Here is a 19,834-nt window from a genome sequence, read left to right on the forward strand (position 1 = left end):
TGCGGTGATCCCCCGACGCCCACCCATGTGCGCAGCCGACCCGAGTCGGTCTTCGGGAAGACATCGGCCTCGTGCAGCGCGGCTCGGGTCGTTCCCTCCCAGGTGACGGGCTTCTCATCCAGCAGGGCGTGAAACAGGTCGATCTTCTCGTCGAAGAGCAGCTCGTAGTCGGAGAGGTCGTAGCCGAACAGCGGGAACGACTCGGTGAACGAACCTCGGCCGAGGATGATCTCCGCGCGACCGCTCGAGAGGGCGTCGAGCGTTGCGAAGCGCTGGAACACCCGCACAGGGTCGTCCGACGACAGCACGGTGACGCCCGAGCCGAGTCGGATGCGCTCGGTCGCCGTCGCGATTCCCGCCAGCACGGTCTCCGGGGAGGAGATCGCGAACTCGGGGCGGTGATGCTCTCCGATCGCCACCGCCTCGATGCCCAGGTCGTCGGCGAGCACGGCTTCCGCGACCGTGGCGCGGATGGCCGCAGCATACGAGACGACAGCCCCCTGATCGTCGCGGGGCAGGTCTCCGAACGTGTCGATGCCGAACTCGAGGTCGGTGAAGTCGCTCATGGTCTCTTCCTTTTCGTGGTTCTGGGCTCTGGTGGATCTCAGGCGTGGGCGGCTTTGCCGCCCTTGACGATCTCTGCGGGAGTGCGCCCGGTGAGATGCCACTCGCCCGGGTCGTCTTCGAGCAGCTCGCGCACGCGAGGCGCGACGCGTTCACCGAACAGGCGGATGCTGTGCTCACGGGCCTCGCGCGGCAGATGCAGCACGTCGTACTTCAGGTCGAAGCGGGACAGATGGTTGGCACGCACGATGCGCGCGATCTTCTGGGCGACCGTCTCCGGCGACCCGACATACAGTGCGCCGGTGCCGACCTCGGTCTCGTACCGCTCGTGGGTGGGTGCGTAGAAGCCGCGCTCCTCGCTCATCGCGGTGACGACCGGCTGCCAGTGCTTCCAGTGCGTGTTCTTCGCGTCTTCGTCGGTGTCGGCGATGAATCCGAGGGAGTGCTGACCGATCGGCAGCTCGGGCTGGCCGAACTGCGAGAGCGCACGAAGATACAGCTCGGCGTGCCCGGCGAACCGCTCGGGGCGTCCGCCGATGATCGCCATCATCAGCGGCAGTCCGTTCCTGGCTGCGCGCACGACCGAGTCGGGGCTTCCACCGATGCCGATCCAGGCGGGTATCCCGCCGTCGGGCATCCGCGGGTGAAGACGTACGTTCTCCAGCGGCGCGCGGTACCGACCGGTCCACGTCACCCGGTCCTCGCGCATCAGACGCAGGAACAACTCGAGCTTCTCCTCGAAGATCTGCTCGTACTCGGCGATGTCGTAGCCGAAAAGCGGGAACGATTCGATCGCCGATGCGCGCCCGAGCACCAGATGCGCCCGACCGCCTGACAGGCCGTCGACGGTGGCGAACTGCTGATAGAGCCGCACCGGATCCTGGGTAGAGAGCACGGTGACAGAGGTGCCGAGCCGTATGGTCGATGTCGCCTGCGCGGCGGCGGCGAGGATGACGGGAGTGGCGGCGTCGACCATTCCCTCGCGGTAGTGCTCGCCGATGCTGAACACGTCGAGCCCGACCGATTCGGCCAGCTGGGCTTCCTCGACGAGCAGCCGCAGCGATTCGGCATCCGACATCACGCGCCCGCTATCAGTGGCGACGTCGCCGAACGAGTTCAGCCCGAACTCGATGTCACCGATTCGAATCGCCATGATCAGCACCCTTCCCGTCACCGGAGCATCCGAATTGACGCGTCAATGCTGCAACATGGGTATTGACGTGTCTATTCCGAGGAGACCAGATGGTTCAGCACCACCGCACGATGCCGACGCGCGAGCAACTGCGTATCTGGCGCGACTACATCGAGACCGCGCAGGTGCTGCGCACGCGGTTGGGCAGTCGCCTGCTGAGCGAGTCGTCGCTGTCGAGCGGCGACTACCAGGTGCTTCTCGCCCTCACGGAGGCGCCGCAGTACACCCTCCGATCGGCGGAGCTGGCCGCTCTGATCGGATGGGAGCGCAGCCGGCTCTCGCATCATCTGGGCCGGATGGAGAAGCGCCACCTGATCAGGCGTATCCCGTGCGTCGACGATCCGCACGGAGTGGATGTCACAGCCACCGACACCGGCCGCGAGTCGTTCCGGGCCGGGTCGGTTCCGCACCTGCGCGCGGTGCGCGAGCTGTTCATCGACGCTCTCACCCCGCAGCAGCTCGCGCACCTCGACGACATCTCCGCTGCGCTCCAGCGTCATCTCGGTACGGACGGCCCGCCCGCACCCACGGTGTGACCTCGCGCCCGACTACTCGGGTCGTGCGATGCGGCGGGCGGATTCCGCGATCATCGCGGAGTACCCCTCGACGTATGTCGGGTACTCCAGGTGGCCGAGGAGCGATCGCAGCAGCGACCCGTCGTGCACGAGTCCCGTCGGTCCGGCCGACGCATCGTCGGGCGGCGGGTCGACGCCGAGCGCACGGGCGATGTGCTCGACGACCTCACCCAGCGGGGCGGATGCCGCATCCACGGCATGCACGAGCGGCGGCGGGTCCGGCATCCGCAGCAGCAGGTCGAGTGCGCGCACGAGATCGACCTCGTGGATGCGGTTCGTGCGCCGTCGATGGTTCACGATCGCGTGCTGATCCACCCGTCGAAGGAGGAAGCCCCGGCCGGGGCCGTAGATCCCCGCGGGTCGCACGATCACCGCACCGAACATCTCGATCGCCGCGCGCTCGCCGTCGCGCAGTCCGCGCGCGCGTTCGCCCGCCGGCGCCGGCTCGTCGCGCTCGGTGATGGGGTGCGCGGATGCCGTGCCGTCGAAGACCCCGGTGGATGAGACGAAGACCGTACGAGCGGGGGCGTGGGGGAGGGCATTAGCGAGATGGCCCAGCGCCGTGCGATAACCGTCGACGCCGCCGGGTGGAGGCAGCGTGACGAGCATCGCATCGACCGCGGGCAGGCCCGCTTCGATGGGAGACGCCAGATCTGCACGGATGCCGTCGACGCCCTGGGGCAGCGGATCGTCGCTGCGCCGCAGCGCGATGACCTCTCCGCCGTCGGCGAGCAGTCGCGGCGCGAGGCGTCGACCGAGCTTGCCGAAGCCGACGAGGAGAGTGCGGCCTGGCGGTGCGGGGAGCGGATCGGGAAGCGAGTTCATCGATTCCAATCTGTCACATGACGCGCGAGTGCTGGACGGGATTGTTCAGCCAAACCTGTATCATCGAACACATGATGACGATGACGGCCACTGTGACGCACACCGCTGCGCTCGCACGGCTCGGCCACGCTCTGTCCGATCAGACCCGCGCGAGTGTGCTCCTCGCGTTGCGTGACGCTCCGGCGTATCCGTCCGATCTCGCCGAGGCGCTGGGAGTCTCCCGACAGGTCATGTCCAATCAGCTCGCGTGCCTGCGCGGGTGCGGCCTCGTCGAGGCTGTTCCAGAAGGGCGGCGCACGTCGTATCGCCTCGCCGACTCACATCTGGCGCCCGCGCTCAACGAACTCCTCGGCGTCGTGCTCCACGTCGAACCGGAATGCTGCACCGGCGAGAGGTGCACGTGCGCATGATGTCCTCGAGCGTCACCACCGACAGCCGCCGGCACATCTTGCAGCGCCGCATCCGTTGGATCGTCACGGCCACGATCGTCTACAACCTCATAGAGGCGGTCGTCGCGATAACTGCTGGGTCCGTCGCGTCCTCGGCCGCCCTGATCGCGTTCGGGCTGGACTCGACGATCGAAGTGCTGTCGGCGGCGGCGGTCGCCTGGCAGTTCACCCGCCGCGACCCTGAGCGATGGGAGAAGGGCACGCTGAGGGTGATCGCCGTGGCGTTCTTCGCGCTGGCGATCTACGTGACGGTCAACTCGGTGGTCGCTCTGCTGATGCGAGTCGATGTCGAGCACTCTCCCGTCGGGATCGCGATCACTGCGCTCAGCGTCGTGATCATGCCCTTCCTCTCCTTCGCAGAGCGCCGTGCCGGGAAGGAGCTCGGGTCTGCGACGGCGGTCGCAGACTCCAAGCAGACCCTCCTGTGCACCTATCTCTCCGCCGCTGTCCTCGTCGGCCTCGTGCTCAACAGCCTCCTCGGCTGGTGGTGGGCGGATGCGATCGCGGGGCTCGTCATCGCGGCCTTCGCCGTGCGCGAGGGCCTGGAAGCCTGGCGCGGAGATGCGTGCGCGACCTCGGTCGGGATGCTGCTGGAAGAGGACGACGAGGCGCATGAGCACTGAGCCCGCTACTGGCGGGGCGGGTTCAGCGGCAGCCACTCCTCGAGGGTCGTCTCGAAGATCTGCGCGCCCTCGACGGGGATGAGGGTGCGCTCCTCGATCTTCGCGCCGTAGTACGGGGCGTCGTCGTCTCGGATCACGGTCCGGGCGTCGCCGCGGAAGGCCAGCCCGCGGCGCACGAACTCGTCCATCCCGAACGCCTCGGGTCCCGCGATCTCGACATCGCCCAGAGGATCCCCGGCCGCGGCACGCGCCACGGCGGTGGCGACATCCTCCGCCGCGATCGGCTGGATGAGTGCACCGGGCAGCCGCACCGTGTCGCCCTCGGTCGAGATGTCGGCGATGCTGCCGACGAACTCGAAGAACTGCGTGGCGTGCACCAGCGAGTAGGCGACGCCGGACTCGCGGATGAGCTTCTCCTGCGCGACCTTCGCCGCGAAGTACGGGATGTTCTGCGGCCGGTTCGTGCCGACGATCGTGAGCGCGACGTGGTGGGTGACGCCTGCCGTCGCCTCCGCTTCGAGCAGGTTGCGGGTCGACGTGGTGAAGAACTCGAGCACATCGTCCGGAGCGAACGACGGCGAGTTCGACACGTCGACGACGGTGTTCGCGCCGGTGAGTGCCTCGGCCAGGCCTTCACCGGTGAGGGAGTTGACTCCGGTGTTCGGCGACGCGGCCACGGCCTCATGGCCGTGCTCGGTGAGCTTCGCGACGACCTTCGAGCCGATGAGGCCGGTGCCTCCGATGACGACGATCTTTGCCATTTCCATGCCTTTCGATTGGGGAGGTGCCGAACCGGCATCCACCAGCTATGACAGGGGCGCACCCTCAGATGTGACAGCGCTCGGAGACTGAACACGCCAGTCGTGGTAGCGGGTCGGCGCGATCGTGGCCGTCGCCTCCGGCAGAAGATCACGACGGGCGAGGCGCGCGCCGAAGTATGTGCCGAGCGGATCCGGCACGACCTCGCGATCGTCCTGGCGGTAGCGCAGATCCTGCACGGCGATCTCATCGAGCGTGAAGACCTCCGGTCCGCCGAACTCGACGGTGCCGTAGACCGGCTCGCCGAGGGCGGTCTGCGCGACAGCGGCCGCGACGTCGTCGGCCGCCATGGGCTGGATGAGCACGTCCGCGACGCGCACAGCGCCGCTGCGCACGGCGTGGTCGGTGATGTTGCGGATGAACTCGAAGAACTGCGTCGCGTGCACCAGAGAGAACGGTCGCTGAGATGCCGCGATGAGGCGCTCCTGCTGCTCCTTCGCGATGAAGTATCCGCCCTCGGCGCGTGCGAGGCGATCGGTGCCGACCACTGACAGCGCGACGTGGTGGCCGACTCCAGCGGCCTCGCCGTAGCTGAGCAGGTTCATGGTCGAGGTGTAGAAGAACTCTCGTGCGGCTTCTTCGTCGGTGTACGACGAGTTGGAGACGTCGATCAGCACGTCGGCTCCTGCCAAGGCATCCGCCAGCCCTTCGCCGGTGTACGAGTTGACGCCCGTCGAGCGCGCCGCGACGACGACGTCATGGCCGGTCGATCGCAGGATTCGCACCAGCCTGGTGCCGATCAGGCCGGTTCCGCCGATGACAGTGATTCTCATGTCGCTCCTCCGAGTCTCTATGGGTCCGAGTGTCTATGGGTCAAGGACAGGTGCCCTTGACCCATAGACAGCGCAGCCCCTCGCGGTGTGACAGATCTGTCACAGATCACGGCGCTGCGCTGTCGTAGCTGTCGCGAGGCATTCCGCGGGTGGATCATGAGAGACAGGAGGCGGACGGGTGCAGTCGAAGGATGACGTCGGAGAACTCGACGACGCGACGGAGGTCTTCACCGCGCATCGACGACGCCTGTTCGGGATCGCCTACCGGATGCTGGGCACCGTGGCCGACGCGGAGGACCTCGTCCAGGAGACCTGGATCAGATGGCAGAACGCCGATCGTGCGGAAATCCTCGAGCCCGCCGCGTTCCTGGCGACGATCACGACGAGGCTCTCGATCAACGTGCTGCAGTCCGCGCACGCCAGGCGCGAGACGTACATCGGCCCCTGGCTGCCCGAGCCGGTGAACACCGACGACGATCCTGCCCTGGGAGCGGAGCGGGCCGAGGCGCTGCAGTTCGCGATCCTGCTGACACTCGAGAAGCTGACTCCGACCGAACGCGCCGCATACATCCTGCGGGAGGCGTTCGACTACCCGTACCCGCGCATCGCCGAGGTGATCTCGGTGAGCGTCGTGAGCGCCAGGCAGCTGGTGAGCAGAGCGCGGGCGCACCTCGAATCCAGTCGACGAGCGACGGTGGAGCCGTCCGCCCAGCGCCGCCTGCTGGAGGCGTTCCTCACCGCCGCGCAGAAGGGTGACGCCCACGCGCTCGAGAGTCTCTTCGCCGCCGACGTCGTGAGCTACACCGACGGCAACGGGGTCAAGCTCGCGGCCCGCATCCCGATGATCGGGCGCAGCAGGGTCGCGAAGTTCGTCGCCGCTTTCGCGCATCATTTCTGGACGGGCAAGACGATCGGATGGGTGCAGGTGAACGGTCAGCCTGCGGCGACGCTCATCGAAGACGGAGTCGTCACCACCATGGTGACGATGGATGCCTCGCGCGACGGCATCCATCAGCTCCTCTGGGTGATGAGCCCGCCCAAGCTCCAGCACGTGACCCCGGTCGGGGCATGAACGGAAGGCAGCCCCCGGCGTGGAGGCGCCGGAGCCTCCGTGGTGCCGCAGACAAGGCCACCATGAGCGCGCTCGCGAGATCGATGATGTCGGGCGACGGCGAAGGCGTACGCGCGGGTGTGCACCGAGAGGTTCTGCTCACCATCGACAGCGGCGGCCTCCTGCCGGGCGCATCGACGATCCTGGACGGCCGTGTGGCCACAGCATCCGCACTGCTCGCGCTGGTGACACCGGAGACGTCAGCCGCCGTGGCGTCGATAAACGGAGAGCCGGGCATCATCCTCATTCGAGACGGTGCGGTCGCCGGCGTGATCACCGCCGAGACGCGATCAGGGATGCTGTCGAGCATCTGGGTCGTCTGCAACCCTGAGAAGCTGCGGCACTGGAACCGCTGACGGTGTGACGCCGACCACATGCAAGAGTGGACGGATGACACGCGAGGGTTCGGTGCGTTGGAACAACAACATCCACTATCACCGCCGCATACTCGATGCCATCCCGCCCGGTGCGCGAACCGCGCTCGACTTCGGTACGGGAAACGGGCTGCTCGCGGCTGACCTTCATGCTCGTGTGCCGGATGTGACCGGGATCGACATCGATCCAGACGTGTTGGAATCCGCTCGCATCGAGGACTCGGGCGTGAGCTGGATCCGGGGCGACCTGATGAGCCATCCATTTCCGCCCGCGTCGTTCGACGTGGTGGCCTCTGTGGCGGCTGTCCACCACCTTCCTGACCTCGACAAGACCTTCGCTCGCCTGGCAGAGCTGACTTCGCCGGGCGGAGTTCTTGCTGTTGTGGGACTTGCAGAGTCATCACGACCGATCGACCGTTTGTACGACGTCGCCGGCCTCGTCGCGCAGGCCGGACACATGCGTCGACACGGCATCTGGGAGCACACGGCGCCGACGGTATGGCCGCCTCCCCACACGTATGCCGACGTCAAGCGCAGCGCGGCCAGGGTGCTCCAGGGAAGCAGCTGGACTCGGCTGGCGATGTGGCGCTATCTGGTGCTCTGGCAGAGACCCGCCGAGTGACCGTTTCGCGAGGTGGAGTTCACGGACGGACGCGGACGGTCCGTCCCTCGAACGTGACGAGATCGCCGTCGTGCAGCTGCCGTCCGCGCCGACGCTCCTCCTCGCCGTTGACGCTCACGTAGCCATCGATGATGACCTCCTTGGCGTTGCCGCCCGAGTCGAGCAGGCCCGAGAACTTGAGGAACTGTCCGAGGCGGATGACCTCGCCCCCGATGGGCACGTCGTCGATCTTGTCAGCGTTCGTCATTCCTGAATGCTAACCGTCCGAGCGGGCGAGGATGCGGTCGATGCCGGCCGGACGTCGGCGTTCCTTGCTATCGTGGCGCCGTGCGATGGCTTGCGGACGAGGCGAGTGGTTCACGATGTGTTCCGCTCTCTCCGGGGTCACCCCGGGGTACGCAGTCTGACCTGGAACGAACGCCGCAGGCGCCTCACTGCGCTTCGCGCAGACCGGTGCCCGCACTGATGGACGAGTCGTACGCAGGCCATCGCACGCCGACGGTCATCTCCTGATGGTGGCAACGACCGCGGCCCGCGTGCTCGCCCGCACTCCGCGCGAGCAGCCCTCCGCCGTCGCTGCGGCTCTGGCCGATGCGTTCCTCGCGTCAGAGGTCTGGGCGAAGAAGTCGCTCGTCGACGCCGGCGCTCATGTCATGGGAGCACGGCGCCGTTGGCTCTCACCGCTCGTGGACGATGTGCTGACCGCCTTCGTCCGCCCGCCCGTCGATGCCCCGAGGCTACTGACCTCGGTGATCCTCCGCTCTCCCGATTTCGCAGAAGCGGTGCGCAAGGCCGACGAACGCCGCGCGCCGCTGCGCATCCACCACCACGTGGTCGGCCCAACGGCATCGCGTCCACCTGCCGGCAACCTGCCCCGCATCGACAGCATCCCGGATCTCGCATCCGTGCTCGACCTCGACATCGGCCGGCTGCAGTGGCTCGCCGACACCAAGCACTGGAACCGCCGCGCTCGTCCTGGGCCGCTGCACCACTACCGCTACGAGTGGCGCACTCGACCGGGACGCATCCCGCGCCTGCTGGAGATCCCCGAAGACCGGATCCGCCGCGCCCAGCGAAGGCTTCTGACCCGTGTGCTGGCGCTCATCCCCGCGAACGACGCCGCCCACGGCTTCATACCCGGGCGCAGCGCGCGCACCGGTGCAGCCCTCCACACCGCGTCCGACATCGTCATCTCGCTCGATCTCACGACATTCTTCGCCCGCGTGACGGCCGGTCGCATCTACGGAACGCTTCGGCAGGCGGGCTACGCCGAGGCCGTCGCGCACGTCATCACCGGCTTGTGCACCAACGCCGTCCCCGCGCGCGTCATTGCGGCCATGCCGCCCGGAGGATCCCCCGACGAGCGGTTCGCCCTGCGCCGAGCTCTGGCGACGAGCCATCTGCCGCAGGGCGCACCTTCCTCGCCGATGCTGGCGAACCTCGCCATCCGGCGTCTCGACTCGCGACTGACGGGCTGGGCGGATGCCGTCGGCGCGACCTACACGCGCTACGCCGATGACCTCGCGTTCAGCGGCGACGGCGCACTCGCGCGACGCCCGGACGCTTTCATCCGCGGCGTGCGGCGGATCATCGAAGACGAGGGGCACACGGCCAACGCCCACAAGACGAGGGTCAGGCGCCAGGGCGTCAGGCAGAGCGTGACCGGAATCGTCGTCAACCAGCACCTCAACGTTTCACGAGCCGACTACGACCGACTCAAGGCGACGATCCACAATTGCGTCGTGCACGGCCCGCACGGTCAGAATCACCGCCGGCTCGCCGACTTCCGCGCGCATCTGCTCGGCCGCATCTCGTGGGTCGAGAACCTGAATCCCCAGCGGGGTGAGAAGCTGCGCGCACAGTTCCTGCGCATCCGTTGGTGATCGCGGTCAGCTGCGTCTGGGCCGGTACTTCCGTCCGAAGCTCCGCTCCGCGCCCTCGTAGACCTCGACCAGTTCCCAGTCGTAGCGGCGTCCACCGGGAACATCGAAGATCCGGATGCCGTCGCCGAGGAACACCGGTGCGACGAACACCTGCAGCTCGTCGATCAGGTCATGCTCGAGCGCCTGACGGGCGATGTCAGCGCTGATGATCTGCACGTCCTTGTCGCCGGCGATCTCCTTGGCCCGACGGACGGCCTCGACGATGTCCACGTCGAGCGGAATGATCGTCGGATCATCCGCGATCTCGTCCGGTCTGTGCGTGAGGATGAACTCGGTTCCCGACCACGCGCCGCCGTAAGCCTCGGCGGTCATCTCGTCGCGCTCGTCCCTCTGGGCCTTCGCGGCGTCGTACCCGGATCTGCCGGAGATGATCACCTCCACCTCGCCGGCCATGCTCGCCGTCATGCCCTCAGCCATCGGCTCTGCGGCCGACAGCCAGCTCATGTCGTGACCCGGGCCGGCGATGAAACCGTCGATGGAGCTGGTGAATCCCCACGTGACTTTGCCCATGACTCTCCGATCGTCATCACTAATCATCGCCTTCGAACAGGCCGCCGTCGAGGATCCAGTTGTACCGCATGCGCAGCGCGCGCTCGGTGCTCGCCACGAGCCCACCGACGACCAGTGAGATGTTCGCCAACGCCGGAAGATGAATCGGGCTGTCGAACGTTCCGACGGCGTCGGCGATGGGAGGAATCCGAGTGATGTCCTCGATGATCTGCGGCACGCCGAGCACGAGCGCGATGACGAGCACCACCACCGACACGACTCCGATCCCGCGGCTCAGCGTCGGACGCGTCTGATCCAGGCGTGCGCGGCGCCCCTCAGCGGATGCGGGATCGGGAACGAGCATCCGCACCGTCCCGTCATCGGCGACGTAGTGACAGCGCCTTAATCCGTAGTTGCTCGTGGCCACCTCGATGGTGCCCCCGGGGATGCGGAAGGCCGCGGGAAGCCTGGAGCGCGCCTGGTTGCGTCCGTCGAGATAGAGCAGAGCCCACACCTCTCCGTTCGAGTCGCCGCCATGGCGGACATCGACCGACCAGACCTCCGGTCTTCCGGCGAAGCCGTCCTGACGCAGATGGAACAGCGACCGCGAGAACATCTGCCACCAGCGGTAGCGCTGCAGAGGATGGTCATCCCCCGGCTTGGCTCTGCGCACCATTCGTCATCTCCGTTCCGCGTCCGTCCGATCGACGTTACAAGCGGCTCGCCGCGCGAAGAAGTGCACAACAGTCCTGAATCGGCATGACATCGGTCACGGTCATCCCTGACCTGCTCATCCTTTCGGAGGAGCGGATATCGCGCGTCGCGCAGGTCAGTGCGCCGGGTGATCTCCGCCGGCGATCTGATCGAGCAGATGATCGAGAACCTGGTCGAGCACGGCGAGGCCGTCGCGCACGCCTCCCGTGGAACCGGGCAGGTTCATCACGAGCGTGCGGCCGGCGACGCCGGCGGTGGCGCGGCTGAGGATGGCCGTGGGCGTGACCTCCGCGCCGCGCCGGCGCACCTCCTCGGCGATCCCCGGCAACTCCATCTCCAGCAGCGCCCTGGTCGCCTCCGGCGTGCGATCATCGGGCGACACACCGGTCCCGCCGGTGGTGAGGATCACATCCGGATGCTGCGCCAGCAGTTCTGCGAGAGCATGGGCGATCGCAGCATCCGCCACGATGACGGGATCGGCCGACTCGAAGCCGCGGGCGCGCAGCCAGTCGGCGATCACCGGCCCGGTGCGGTCCTCGTACGTCCCCGCCGCCGCGCGGGTCGACGCGACGAGAACCGCGGCGCGCCTGGTCATTCGCGCGACCAGTCGCCGCTCTTGCCGCCCGACTTCGCGAGGACCAGCACATCGGTGATCACGGCGCGGTTGTCGACGGCCTTGATCATGTCGTAGAGCGTCAGCGCGGCGATGTTCGCGGCTGTCAGCGCCTCCATCTCGACGCCGGTGACGCCGTTCGTCACAGCGGTCGCGACGATCCGCACGCGGTCGCCCTGCGGTTCGAGGTCGACCGAGAGCTTGGTGAGCGGAAGCGGATGGCACAGCGGGATCAGGTTCGACGTCTGCTTGGCCCCCATGATGCCCGCCAGCCGCGCCGTTCCCAGCGCCTCACCCTTGGGCAGGGAGCCGTCGGCGATCTTCGCCACGACCTCTTCCGTCGTCACGAGCACGGCCTGCGCGCGCGCCTCGCGCCGCGTGACCGCTTTGTCGGTGACGTCGACCATGTGGGCGGAGCCGTCGGAACGCAGGTGCGTCAGGTCACTCATCGATTCTCCATACCTCGACCTCGGCGCCCGCAGGGAGTGCGTCGACGCCGATCGGAACGTGCACCAGGACCGTCGCCCGCGCGTAATCGTGCAGCAGGTGCGAACCGGGAGCTCCCACCTCGACGCTACCGTCCGCCCGCAGTCGTCCGCGACGGATCTGGTGCTTGTCCCGCGGAGACCGGAGAGCATCGGCCAGCAGTGCACGCTGCACCGGACGGGCCGGATCGAGGCCGGACGCGGCACGCAGGACGGGCCGCAGGAACATCTCGAACGACAGCAGTGCGGACACGGGGTTTCCGGGGAAGGCGACCACAGGCACCGAGCGGTCGTGCTCGCCGATCCGCACTCGTGCCTCGCCGAGTCCCTGCGGGCCACCCGGCTGCATCGCGACCTTCCCGAATCGCACGCCGGCTGGTTCGAGAGCATCGCGCACCACCTCGAATGCGCCGGCGCTGACTCCGCCTGTGGTCACCACGAGGTCGGCATCCGGATGCTGCGAGATCGCGTCCAGCACGGCAGGGGCGTCGTCCGGCGCGAAAGCGGTGCGGACGGTCGCCCCGCACTGCTCGAGAGCCGCGGTGAGCGACGCGGTGTTGGCATCGTAGATCTGTCCGGGGGTCAGCTCATCGCCGGGCGCACGCAGCTCGTGCCCGGTGGAGAGCAGCAGCACGACCGGTCGCGGGCGCACCCGAACCTCGGTGACCCCGGCGGAGGCCAGTGAGCCCAGCTGCGCCGGACCCAACCGTGCTCCGGCGGGAAGGATGGTCGCTCCGACCGCGAGGTCGGCGCCGGCGCCACGGACGAACGCACCGACCTCGACCGGCGCCTGGAAGCCGACTGTCTCGCCCGCCGCACTCTCTTGCTCACCACCGAGTCCGACGAAACGTGGCGGGTCGGCGAGCTCGATCGGCACGACGGCATCCGCCCCCGACGGGATCGGCGCACCGGTCATCACCGGCGATGCCGTCCCGGGAGCGTGCTCGTGCACGGCGTCGCCCGCGGCGCTGGTCACGCCGATGCCGAGCCGCGCCGGCGCGGATTCCGACGCGGAGGCCAGATCGGAGGCGAGCACGGCGTAGCCGTCCATCTGCGAGTTCGTGAACGGCGGCACCTGGATCAGGCTGTGCACGTCAGCGGACAGCACCCGCCCTGAGGCGGCACCAGGCGTCAGTGCGACCAGCTCGGCGTTCGCATCGTCTGTCAGCCGTGCGAGCACGGGGCCGAGCAGTGCGGATACGGCTGCGGCGTGGTCGGCCGGGGCGGCGGGGCTCGAGGTCATGATCCGATCATCCTCCGGCGAAGGGCGGCAGGATGTCGACCTTCGCACCGATCGCGTGCGCAGGGTCGCGACGCACGACTCCGTCGACGAGGAACGAGCCCGAGCGGAGCACGCGCGACATCGGTTCGCCGTAGGTGCGCTCGAGCACCTCGCGCAGCCCGCCGAGGGTCGTCGCCCCACCGAGATCCAGGTCTTCCTGCTCGCGACCGGCTGCCTCGGAGGCGGCGGCGAAGTATCGCACCGTCACGATTGCCATGCTGTCCATTCTAGTTCAAGGGATGGAATTCGAACTTCGTATCGTGGAAACGCCTCGCCCCGCGGTGAAGTTCGACGCGTACTATTGCACCATGATCCCGCTGGTCGAGCCGGGCCCCGCGCTGGAGCCCGAGCGCATCACCCGTTACAGCCGTCAGCTCATGCTGCCCGGCTTCGGTGAGGATGCGCAACGGCGCCTCGGCGCGGCACGCGTGCTCGTGATCGGCGCCGGGGGTCTCGGCAGCGCGATCGTCCCACTCCTCGCAGGATCCGGCGTCGGCACGATCGGCGTGGCCGACGACGACGTTGTCGAACTGTCGAACCTTCACCGCCAGCTCAGCCACGGCACGGGCGACATCGGCCGGGCGAAGGTCGACTCGCTCGCCGACACCGTGCGGGCGATCGACCCGCGGCGCGAGCTGATCATCCACCGCGAGCGACTGACGTCCGACAACCAGCCGGCGATCCTCGAGCAGTACGACCTGATCGTCGACGGCAGCGACAACTTCCCGACGCGTTATCTCTCGAACGACGCCGCAGAACTCGCGGGAAAGCCCCTCATCTGGGGCAGCATCCTGCGCTTCCACGGCCAGGTCGGGGTGGCGTGGCGCGGGCACGGGCCGACCTTCCGCGATCTGTTCCCCGCACCGCCGCCGGCGGACGAGACGCTGTCCTGCGAGCTGGGCGGGGTGCTGCCGAGCCTGTGCACCGCGATCGGATCGCTCATGGCGACGGAAGTCGTCAAGCTCGTGGTCGGCATCGGGGAGCCGTTGCTCGGGCGGGTGCTCTTCTACGATGCGCTCAGCGCCCGCACCCGCGAGATCTCGTACGCCGCCGACGACGAGCGCGCGCCTGTCACCGGACTCATCGATTACGAGCTGTTCTGCGGCGTGCAGGGCGACTCGACCGAGGGCGATCCGGCCGCGACCTCGGCCGCCGAACTGCTGCAGTGGATGAGGGAGGGCCGACCGGTGCAGCTGGTCGACGTGCGCGAGCCGCACGAAGCGCGCGCGCGGCGCATCCCGGGCGGGCAGCTTCTGCCGCTGGGCACCCTCGACGCCGGGGAGAACCCTGCGGTCGACAGCGGCGATCCGATCGTCATCTATTGCGAACGCGACCCGCGCTCCCGCCGCGCCGCCCGCGCGCTCGCCGAACGCGGATTCCCGGTGACGTACCTCGCCGGCGGTGTTCAGGCGTTCACGGCCGTCGGCGGACACGTGGTCGGCGACACTGTGCAGGATGCTGCGATCGACGATCCGGCACGGAAGGAGTCCGTGAACTCATGACCACCTTCGCGCTGATATCGGAGGATCCGATCGACGAGGCCGCGGTGCGTGCCGCCGTCGGTTCCGACGCGCACGGCGCCGTCGTCACCTTCTGCGGGGTCGTCCGCGATCACGACGGTGGTCGATCGGTGCGCTCGCTCGACTATCGCGCGCATCCGGATGCCGCGCGGTTCCTCGCCGAGATCGTCGAACGCGTCGGGGCCGAGACCGGCCTGCTGGTCGCCGCCGCCCATCGCGTCGGAGATCTGCGCATCGGTGACATCGCCCTCTACGCGGCGGCATCCGGCGGCCATCGCGCGGAGACGTTCCGCGCATGCGAACTCGTGGTCGAGGAGATCAAACGCGGTGTGCCGATCTGGAAGAGGCAGCACTACGACGACGGCGTCTCGGAGTGGGTCGGCCTCTGACGTCTGCGCCGAGCGGTGCTCAGCCGCCGATGTAGCTCATCTCGATGCGCTGGCGTGATGCACGGAGTTCGGGTGTGAGGCTGGAGCGGATCTCGGAGTACCGGTCCTCACGCGCTCCCCAGATCGATGCCATGGCGGTGGCGAGCTCTGCGTCGTCGGCCCCTTCGCGCAGCAGCGCGCGCAGGTCGTGCCCCTCGGTGGCGAAGAGGCAGGTGAAGAGCTTGCCCTCAGTGGAGATGCGGGCACGGTTGCAGGTGCCGCAGAACGTGTTCGTCACCGACGAGATCACACCGATCTCTCCTGAGCCGTCCGTGTACCGCCAGCGCTGGGCTGTCTCTCCCGTCACCGTGGGGCCGACCGGCTCGAGCGGATGCAGCGCGCTGATCCGCTCGACGATCTCCGCCGAGGGCACCACTTCGTCGAGTGACCAGCCGTTGGAGGTTCCGACATCCATGTACTCGATGAAACGCAGCGTGTAGGGGGTCCCCTTGAAATGCGACGCCATCGCCTCGATCTCGCCGTCGTTCAGCCCGCGTTTGACGACCATGTTCAGCTTGATCGGCCCCAACCCCGCGGCGTGGGCGGCATCGAGGCCGTCGAGCACGCGCGAGACGGGGAACCGCACGTCGTTCATCTGCTGGAAGAGGTCGTCGTCGAGCGAGTCGATCGAGACGGTGAGGCGGCTGAGCCCGGCATCCTTGAGGGCCTGCGCCTTCACGGTCAGCGCCGAGCCGTTCGTCGTGAGGGCGATCTCGAGCTTCTCGCCCTCGGGTGTGCGCAGCGCGGCGAGACGCGAGATGAGCTCCTCGATGCCGCGGCGCAGCAGCGGCTCGCCTCCGGTCAGGCGCAGTTTGCGCACACCGTGGGCGGCTGCGACGCGTGCGATGCGCTCGATCTCCTCGAAGCTGAGCAGTTCATCACGATCGAGGAATGCGTAGTCACGACCGAATACCGCGCGCGGCATGCAGTAGACGCAGCGGAAGTTGCACCGGTCCGTCACCGAGATCCGCAGATCGCGCATCGGCCGCGCGAACTTGTCGACCAGTCCGCCGGTCGAGGGCAGGCGCGACGCCCCTGTCGCCCGCTCTGGTGCGGGAATCGGAATGCTCGCCATCGCCGTCCCTTTCGTGTGGGCAACGGTAGCACCGCTCAGCGCGAGCGGCGCACAGAGACGTCGTCCTCCGGCACCGAGAAGGTGAGAACGGCCTCGGGGCGGATGCCGGCGTCGACGGCCGCCATCGACGAGCTGTCGACCGCGATGTCCGGATGCTCGACGGTGAACAGTCGCACGCCACCGGGGATCGGCTCGAGGTGAGCCACCGTGCCGCTCCAGGTGTTCGGCGCAGCGCCGACGCCCTCGGACGCCGCGATCGGACCCGCGTGGACCCGCACCGCGCCGGGGGAGAAGACCGCAGTGCCCGACTCGCCGCGCTGCAGCCGATCTCCGCGACCGATCCACGTCGTGGACAGCGATGACGCCGTCGGGGCAGCCGCGTGCAGAACGCCCTCTCGCTCCGCCACCCCCGCGACGAGATTGACACCGGCGATCGCCGCCACGAACGCGGAGTCCGGGTGGCCGAGCACGTCCCTGGTGGAGCCCTCCTGCACGACCCGCCCCTCCTGGAGCACCACGGTCCGCGCAGCCAGCATGACGGCATCCATCGGATCGTGCGTGACCAGCACCATCGGAACGCTCACCCGATCTCGGAGCTCCGACACCAGGCGCCTGGCCTGGGCGGAGGTCTGCACGTCGAGGGCGGCGAACGGCTCGTCGAGCAGCAGCGCATCGGGCGCCGCAGCGAGTGCACGGGCCAGCGCGACGCGCTGGCGCTGCCCTCCCGAGAGCTGCGCGGGTCGTCGATCAGCGAGGTCGACGAGACCGACGTCGTCGAGGTGTCTGCGCGCGATCGCCGCGGCCTCGTTCCGGGGCGTCCCCTGCGCGCGCGGGCCGAACGCGACGTTGTCGAGGGCGGTCAGATGCGGGAAGAGCGTGGTGTGCTGACCGAGCAGGCCGACGCGTCGGCGCTCCGGCGGCACCGATCGGTCCAGCATCCGATCGCCCAGCGCGATCCGGCCGGACACCTCCGCATGCCGCCCGACGTGGTCGAGATGACCGGCGATCGCACCGAGCAGCGTCGACTTCCCCGATCCGTTGGGTCCGAGGACGGCGAGCACTTCGCCGGGGGCGGCCGCTATCGCCGCCTCGAGCGTGAACGTGCCGACGCGGGCGCGGATGTCGACGTCGAGGCTCATCGGACCGCATCCGCTCGCCAGCCGCGCATCAGCAGCAGCACCGCGACGGCGACCATGATGAGCAGCAGCGACAGCGCGATCGCGGTGTCCTCCTGCACCCCTGCCCCGTTGAACGCGGTATAGATCGCGAGCGGCATCGTGCGGGTGACACCCGGCGCGTTGCCGGCGAAGAGCGCGGTGGCACCGAACTCTCCCAGCGCCCGTGCGAAGCAGAGCACGGTTCCGGCCACCAGCCCGGGCGCCACCAGGGGCAAGGTCACCCGGCGGAACACGGTGAACCTCCCCGCGCCGAGCGAGGCGGCGACCAGCTCGTGCCCTGTGCCGGCCGTGCGCAGGGCCCCCTCGGCGGAGATCACGAGGAACGGGAGTGCGACGAAGACCTGGGCGATCACGACCGCGACCGTCGTGAAGGGGATCTGGATCCCGGCAGCGGAGAGGGCGCCGCCGAACATGCCTCCGCGGCCGAGAAGCGAGAGCAGTGCGATGCCGCCCACCAACGGCGGCAGCACGAGGGGCAAGGTCGTCAGCGTGCGCAGGATCGCGGCGAGCCACTGCGGGCTACGGGCGATCACCAGCGCCAGCGGCACGCCGAGGATCACGCACACCACCGTCGCGATCGACGCCGTCGACAGCGACAGCGTGAGCGCTTGCAGCGCCGCGGGCGACGTGATCGCGGCGGGCACCCCCGTCCAGTCCAGACGCGCGAGCAGTGCGATGAACGGCAGCACGAGCACGAGCGCCCCGAGGGCGGCAGGTACCGCGAGCCAGGGCGGGATACGCCCGAGGACGGAGCCGGCCGCCCCGGGGTGTGCCGCGGTCTGCGCGGCGCTCACGGCGCACCGAATCCGAAGTCGTGCAGGACCGCCTGCCCGTCGTCCGAGAGCACGAAGTCGACGAACGCCTCCGCAGCGCCCGGATTCGCGGCATCCGCCAGCGTCGAGAGCGGGTAGACGTTCGTCGCGGTGGCGGCGCCCTCGATGTCGACGGCCCCCACCGCATCGCCGGCCGCCGCGATGTCGGTGCGGTAGACGAGCCCGGCATCGGCCTCGCCGGACTTCACCTTCGCCAGCACCGCTGTCACGTTCTGCTCCTCGCTGGCCGGCGTCACCTCGACGCCGGCGGCATCCAGCAGCGCGCGGGCGGTGGCACCGCACGGCACCTCGGCGGCGCACATCACGACGATCAGGTCGTCGTCTGCGAGAGCGGGCAGCCCGTCGATCCGATCGGGATTGCCCGGTGCCACCGCGAGCTGCATGGTGTTCGTCGCGAACGCCTCCGCGCCTGCGGCGAGCCCTGCGTCGGTCACCTTCGTCATGTTCCGCTCATCGGCAGAGGCGAACACGTCGGCCGTGGCGCCCTCGATCAGCTGGGTCGCCAGCACGGACGAGCCGTCGTAACTGATCGGCAGGACGTCGACGTCCGGATGCTGCGCCTCGAACTGCGCCGCGAGCTCGTCGAACGCTCCGGACAGCGAAGCGGCCGCGAAGATCGTGAGCTCTCCGCTCGGGCGACCATCACCGTCCCCGACCTCTGCGGTTCCGCCGGTGCAGCCGGTGAAGACGAGCGCGGCGGCGAGCACACCGGTCGCTGCCGCGCGTCGATGCGCGGATCGAGAGATCATCGGGCGTCGCCGTCGGTCTCGAGGATGACCATGGTGGCCTTGACCACCGCGACGGCCTTGGAGCCGACGTCGAGCCTCAGCTCCCGCGCGGCCTCGGACGACATCAGAGACACGACGCGGTTGGGCCCGCACTGCAGTTCGACCTGGGCCATGAGTCCGTCGATCTCGACCTTCGTCACCAGACCCGTGAACCGATTGCGTGCGCTCCGCTTGACGTCTCCGACGTCGGTGACCGCCGTCGCCAGCACTTTGGCGTGCGCGGCGAGCTCGGCGCCGTCGACGACCTGTCGGCCGGCACCGTCGTGAGAGACCGAGAGGATGCCGTCGGCGCACCACCTCCGAACGGTGTCGTCGCTGACGCCGAGGAGCGCGGCGGCTTCACTGATCCGAAAATGCGTCATGAGATGCACTGTACCCCCGCATCTGCGGAGGTGCAATGATGGATATCGCATAGCGGAAAACAGATTCCGAAAAAGATGGACGATCGGCTGTTTCGCTGTTAGGGTCATAAAGCCCTGCGACCCGCGAACATCCGGGCACGCAGGTACCCAGAAGCCAGCGGATCGACGAGGACCGCGCATGACACCCGTCGCAACCT

General features: G+C 68.6%; 25 protein-coding genes and 1 pseudogene. 9 read left to right on the top strand and 17 right to left on the bottom strand.

Annotated features, from left to right (window positions below; genetic code table 11):
* Window positions 1-566: pseudogene (locus tag ACNPNP_RS16940) on the bottom strand (LLM class flavin-dependent oxidoreductase); the annotation flags it as partial.
* Window positions 567-604: 38 nt separating this feature from the next.
* Complete coding sequence (locus ACNPNP_RS16945) at window positions 605-1,717, bottom strand: LLM class flavin-dependent oxidoreductase (RefSeq protein WP_448967189.1); 1,113 nt, start codon at window positions 1,715-1,717, stop codon at window positions 605-607.
* 89 nt (window positions 1,718-1,806) lie between these two features.
* Here ACNPNP_RS16945 and ACNPNP_RS16950 point away from each other — a divergent pair, with 89 nt between their 5' ends.
* Window positions 1,807-2,292 carry a MarR family winged helix-turn-helix transcriptional regulator gene (locus tag ACNPNP_RS16950; protein WP_448967190.1) on the top strand — a complete coding sequence of 162 codons (486 nt, stop codon included), beginning with the start codon at window positions 1,807-1,809 and terminating at the stop codon, window positions 2,290-2,292.
* A gap of 12 nt (window positions 2,293-2,304) precedes the next feature.
* Here the strand turns inward: ACNPNP_RS16950 and ACNPNP_RS16955 are convergent, their stop codons facing one another.
* A complete protein-coding gene (locus ACNPNP_RS16955) occupies window positions 2,305-3,156 on the bottom strand; it encodes a sugar nucleotide-binding protein (RefSeq protein WP_448967191.1) in 852 nt (283 codons plus the stop codon).
* Between the two features lie 71 nt (window positions 3,157-3,227).
* On the opposite strand from ACNPNP_RS16955, the gene ACNPNP_RS16960 reads away from it, so the two are divergent.
* Window positions 3,228-3,566 carry an ArsR/SmtB family transcription factor gene (locus tag ACNPNP_RS16960; RefSeq protein ID WP_448967192.1) on the top strand — a complete coding sequence of 113 codons (339 nt, stop codon included), beginning with the start codon at window positions 3,228-3,230 and terminating at the stop codon, window positions 3,564-3,566.
* On the top strand, window positions 3,563-4,228 hold the full coding sequence (locus tag ACNPNP_RS16965; RefSeq protein WP_448967193.1) for a cation diffusion facilitator family transporter: 666 nt from the start codon (window positions 3,563-3,565) through the stop codon (window positions 4,226-4,228). Before ACNPNP_RS16960 ends, ACNPNP_RS16965 begins: the two co-directional genes overlap by 4 nt.
* 5 nt (window positions 4,229-4,233) lie before the next feature.
* Here ACNPNP_RS16965 and ACNPNP_RS16970 read toward each other — a convergent pair whose 3' ends face one another.
* Window positions 4,234-4,989, bottom strand: a complete 756-nt coding sequence (locus tag ACNPNP_RS16970) for an SDR family oxidoreductase (protein ID WP_448967194.1) — start codon at window positions 4,987-4,989, stop codon at window positions 4,234-4,236.
* 45 nt (window positions 4,990-5,034) lie between these two features.
* Window positions 5,035-5,820: an SDR family oxidoreductase gene (locus ACNPNP_RS16975; protein ID WP_448967195.1), complete on the bottom strand. Its 786-nt coding sequence runs from the start codon at window positions 5,818-5,820 to the stop codon at window positions 5,035-5,037.
* A 178-nt stretch (window positions 5,821-5,998) separates the two neighbouring features.
* On the opposite strand from ACNPNP_RS16975, the gene ACNPNP_RS16980 reads away from it, so the two are divergent.
* From ACNPNP_RS16980 to ACNPNP_RS16990, 3 genes are all read left to right on the top strand, one after another.
* Window positions 5,999-6,892, top strand: a complete 894-nt coding sequence (locus ACNPNP_RS16980) for an RNA polymerase sigma-70 factor (protein ID WP_448967196.1) — start codon at window positions 5,999-6,001, stop codon at window positions 6,890-6,892.
* Between the two features lie 62 nt (window positions 6,893-6,954).
* Window positions 6,955-7,287, top strand: coding sequence for a sigma-70 family RNA polymerase sigma factor family protein (locus tag ACNPNP_RS16985; RefSeq protein WP_448967197.1), 333 nt, complete (start codon window positions 6,955-6,957; stop codon window positions 7,285-7,287).
* Window positions 7,288-7,321: 34 nt separating this feature from the next.
* Window positions 7,322-7,927, top strand: coding sequence for a class I SAM-dependent methyltransferase (locus ACNPNP_RS16990; RefSeq protein WP_448967198.1), 606 nt, complete (start codon window positions 7,322-7,324; stop codon window positions 7,925-7,927).
* 19 nt (window positions 7,928-7,946) lie between these two features.
* On the opposite strand, the gene ACNPNP_RS16995 is transcribed toward ACNPNP_RS16990, so the two are convergent.
* A complete protein-coding gene (locus ACNPNP_RS16995; RefSeq protein ID WP_448967199.1) occupies window positions 7,947-8,174 on the bottom strand; it encodes an RNA-binding S4 domain-containing protein in 228 nt (75 codons plus the stop codon).
* 268 nt (window positions 8,175-8,442) lie between these two features.
* Here ACNPNP_RS16995 and ACNPNP_RS17000 point away from each other — a divergent pair, with 268 nt between their 5' ends.
* Complete coding sequence (locus ACNPNP_RS17000) at window positions 8,443-9,810, top strand: reverse transcriptase family protein (protein WP_448967200.1); 1,368 nt, start codon at window positions 8,443-8,445, stop codon at window positions 9,808-9,810.
* Between the two features lie 6 nt (window positions 9,811-9,816).
* Here ACNPNP_RS17000 and ACNPNP_RS17005 read toward each other — a convergent pair whose 3' ends face one another.
* The 6 genes from ACNPNP_RS17005 to ACNPNP_RS17030 form a co-directional block, all read right to left on the bottom strand.
* Window positions 9,817-10,380, bottom strand: coding sequence for a dihydrofolate reductase family protein (locus tag ACNPNP_RS17005; protein ID WP_448967201.1), 564 nt, complete (start codon window positions 10,378-10,380; stop codon window positions 9,817-9,819).
* A 19-nt stretch (window positions 10,381-10,399) separates the two neighbouring features.
* Window positions 10,400-11,035, bottom strand: a complete 636-nt coding sequence (locus ACNPNP_RS17010; protein WP_448967202.1) for a hypothetical protein — start codon at window positions 11,033-11,035, stop codon at window positions 10,400-10,402.
* A gap of 153 nt (window positions 11,036-11,188) precedes the next feature.
* Entirely contained in the window at window positions 11,189-11,668 is a 480-nt protein-coding gene (locus ACNPNP_RS17015) for a MogA/MoaB family molybdenum cofactor biosynthesis protein (RefSeq protein WP_448967203.1), read from the bottom strand.
* Entirely contained in the window at window positions 11,665-12,135 is a 471-nt protein-coding gene (gene moaC, locus ACNPNP_RS17020) for a cyclic pyranopterin monophosphate synthase MoaC (RefSeq protein WP_188435254.1), read from the bottom strand. Before moaC ends, ACNPNP_RS17015 begins: the two co-directional genes overlap by 4 nt.
* A complete protein-coding gene (locus ACNPNP_RS17025; protein WP_448967204.1) occupies window positions 12,128-13,414 on the bottom strand; it encodes a molybdopterin molybdotransferase MoeA in 1,287 nt (428 codons plus the stop codon). Before ACNPNP_RS17025 ends, moaC begins: the two co-directional genes overlap by 8 nt.
* Before the next feature lie 7 nt (window positions 13,415-13,421).
* A complete protein-coding gene (locus ACNPNP_RS17030) occupies window positions 13,422-13,670 on the bottom strand; it encodes a MoaD/ThiS family protein (RefSeq protein WP_448967205.1) in 249 nt (82 codons plus the stop codon).
* A gap of 91 nt (window positions 13,671-13,761) precedes the next feature.
* On the opposite strand from ACNPNP_RS17030, the gene ACNPNP_RS17035 reads away from it, so the two are divergent.
* Both ACNPNP_RS17035 and ACNPNP_RS17040 read left to right on the top strand, forming a co-directional pair.
* The gene (locus ACNPNP_RS17035; protein WP_448967206.1) at window positions 13,762-14,955 is read left to right on the top strand and encodes a ThiF family adenylyltransferase; all 1,194 of its coding nucleotides are present in this window, start codon (window positions 13,762-13,764) and stop codon (window positions 14,953-14,955) included.
* A complete protein-coding gene (locus tag ACNPNP_RS17040; protein WP_448967207.1) occupies window positions 14,952-15,362 on the top strand; it encodes a molybdenum cofactor biosynthesis protein MoaE in 411 nt (136 codons plus the stop codon). The genes ACNPNP_RS17035 and ACNPNP_RS17040 overlap by 4 nt, the downstream gene beginning before the upstream one ends.
* A gap of 19 nt (window positions 15,363-15,381) precedes the next feature.
* On the opposite strand, the gene moaA is transcribed toward ACNPNP_RS17040, so the two are convergent.
* Genes moaA through ACNPNP_RS17065 form a run of 5 tightly spaced genes read right to left on the bottom strand, consistent with a single transcriptional unit; the run spans window position 15,382 to window position 19,637 of the window.
* Complete coding sequence (moaA, locus tag ACNPNP_RS17045) at window positions 15,382-16,476, bottom strand: GTP 3',8-cyclase MoaA (RefSeq protein ID WP_448967208.1); 1,095 nt, start codon at window positions 16,474-16,476, stop codon at window positions 15,382-15,384.
* A 35-nt stretch (window positions 16,477-16,511) separates the two neighbouring features.
* Entirely contained in the window at window positions 16,512-17,615 is a 1,104-nt protein-coding gene (locus ACNPNP_RS17050; protein WP_448967209.1) for a sulfate/molybdate ABC transporter ATP-binding protein, read from the bottom strand.
* On the bottom strand, window positions 17,612-18,448 hold the full coding sequence (locus ACNPNP_RS17055; RefSeq protein ID WP_448967210.1) for an ABC transporter permease: 837 nt from the start codon (window positions 18,446-18,448) through the stop codon (window positions 17,612-17,614). The genes ACNPNP_RS17050 and ACNPNP_RS17055 overlap by 4 nt, the downstream gene beginning before the upstream one ends.
* Entirely contained in the window at window positions 18,445-19,236 is a 792-nt protein-coding gene (modA, locus tag ACNPNP_RS17060; protein ID WP_448967211.1) for a molybdate ABC transporter substrate-binding protein, read from the bottom strand. Before modA ends, ACNPNP_RS17055 begins: the two co-directional genes overlap by 4 nt.
* Window positions 19,233-19,637 (bottom strand): TOBE domain-containing protein, encoded by a 405-nt coding sequence (locus ACNPNP_RS17065; protein WP_448967212.1) that lies wholly within the window; start codon window positions 19,635-19,637, stop codon window positions 19,233-19,235. Before ACNPNP_RS17065 ends, modA begins: the two co-directional genes overlap by 4 nt.
* Window positions 19,638-19,834 lie beyond the last annotated feature (197 nt).

It is taken from the genome of Microbacterium xerophyticum, from assembly GCF_053543555.1.

What these genes read in the sequence shown, in the direction of transcription:
- ACNPNP_RS16945 (WP_448967189.1), bottom strand. Translation starts at nt 1,717, where the DNA reads ATGGCGATTCGAATCGGTGACATCGAGTTCGGGCTGAACTCGTTCGGC.
- ACNPNP_RS16950 (WP_448967190.1), top strand. Translation starts at nt 1,807, where the DNA reads ATGGTTCAGCACCACCGCACGATGCCGACGCGCGAGCAACTGCGTATC.
- ACNPNP_RS16955 (WP_448967191.1), bottom strand. Translation starts at nt 3,156, where the DNA reads ATGAACTCGCTTCCCGATCCGCTCCCCGCACCGCCAGGCCGCACTCTC.
- ACNPNP_RS16960 (WP_448967192.1), top strand. Translation starts at nt 3,228, where the DNA reads ATGATGACGATGACGGCCACTGTGACGCACACCGCTGCGCTCGCACGG.
- ACNPNP_RS16965 (WP_448967193.1), top strand. Translation starts at nt 3,563, where the DNA reads ATGATGTCCTCGAGCGTCACCACCGACAGCCGCCGGCACATCTTGCAG.
- ACNPNP_RS16970 (WP_448967194.1), bottom strand. Translation starts at nt 4,989, where the DNA reads ATGGCAAAGATCGTCGTCATCGGAGGCACCGGCCTCATCGGCTCGAAG.
- ACNPNP_RS16975 (WP_448967195.1), bottom strand. Translation starts at nt 5,820, where the DNA reads ATGAGAATCACTGTCATCGGCGGAACCGGCCTGATCGGCACCAGGCTG.
- ACNPNP_RS16985 (WP_448967197.1), top strand. Translation starts at nt 6,955, where the DNA reads ATGAGCGCGCTCGCGAGATCGATGATGTCGGGCGACGGCGAAGGCGTA.
- ACNPNP_RS16990 (WP_448967198.1), top strand. Translation starts at nt 7,322, where the DNA reads ATGACACGCGAGGGTTCGGTGCGTTGGAACAACAACATCCACTATCAC.
- ACNPNP_RS16995 (WP_448967199.1), bottom strand. Translation starts at nt 8,174, where the DNA reads ATGACGAACGCTGACAAGATCGACGACGTGCCCATCGGGGGCGAGGTC.
- ACNPNP_RS17005 (WP_448967201.1), bottom strand. Translation starts at nt 10,380, where the DNA reads ATGGGCAAAGTCACGTGGGGATTCACCAGCTCCATCGACGGTTTCATC.
- ACNPNP_RS17010 (WP_448967202.1), bottom strand. Translation starts at nt 11,035, where the DNA reads ATGGTGCGCAGAGCCAAGCCGGGGGATGACCATCCTCTGCAGCGCTAC.
- ACNPNP_RS17015 (WP_448967203.1), bottom strand. Translation starts at nt 11,668, where the DNA reads ATGACCAGGCGCGCCGCGGTTCTCGTCGCGTCGACCCGCGCGGCGGCG.
- moaC (WP_188435254.1), bottom strand. Translation starts at nt 12,135, where the DNA reads ATGAGTGACCTGACGCACCTGCGTTCCGACGGCTCCGCCCACATGGTC.
- ACNPNP_RS17025 (WP_448967204.1), bottom strand. Translation starts at nt 13,414, where the DNA reads ATGACCTCGAGCCCCGCCGCCCCGGCCGACCACGCCGCAGCCGTATCC.
- ACNPNP_RS17030 (WP_448967205.1), bottom strand. Translation starts at nt 13,670, where the DNA reads ATGGCAATCGTGACGGTGCGATACTTCGCCGCCGCCTCCGAGGCAGCC.
- ACNPNP_RS17035 (WP_448967206.1), top strand. Translation starts at nt 13,762, where the DNA reads ATGATCCCGCTGGTCGAGCCGGGCCCCGCGCTGGAGCCCGAGCGCATC.
- ACNPNP_RS17040 (WP_448967207.1), top strand. Translation starts at nt 14,952, where the DNA reads ATGACCACCTTCGCGCTGATATCGGAGGATCCGATCGACGAGGCCGCG.
- moaA (WP_448967208.1), bottom strand. Translation starts at nt 16,476, where the DNA reads ATGGCGAGCATTCCGATTCCCGCACCAGAGCGGGCGACAGGGGCGTCG.
- ACNPNP_RS17050 (WP_448967209.1), bottom strand. Translation starts at nt 17,615, where the DNA reads ATGAGCCTCGACGTCGACATCCGCGCCCGCGTCGGCACGTTCACGCTC.
- modA (WP_448967211.1), bottom strand. Translation starts at nt 19,236, where the DNA reads ATGATCTCTCGATCCGCGCATCGACGCGCGGCAGCGACCGGTGTGCTC.
- ACNPNP_RS17065 (WP_448967212.1), bottom strand. Translation starts at nt 19,637, where the DNA reads ATGACGCATTTTCGGATCAGTGAAGCCGCCGCGCTCCTCGGCGTCAGC.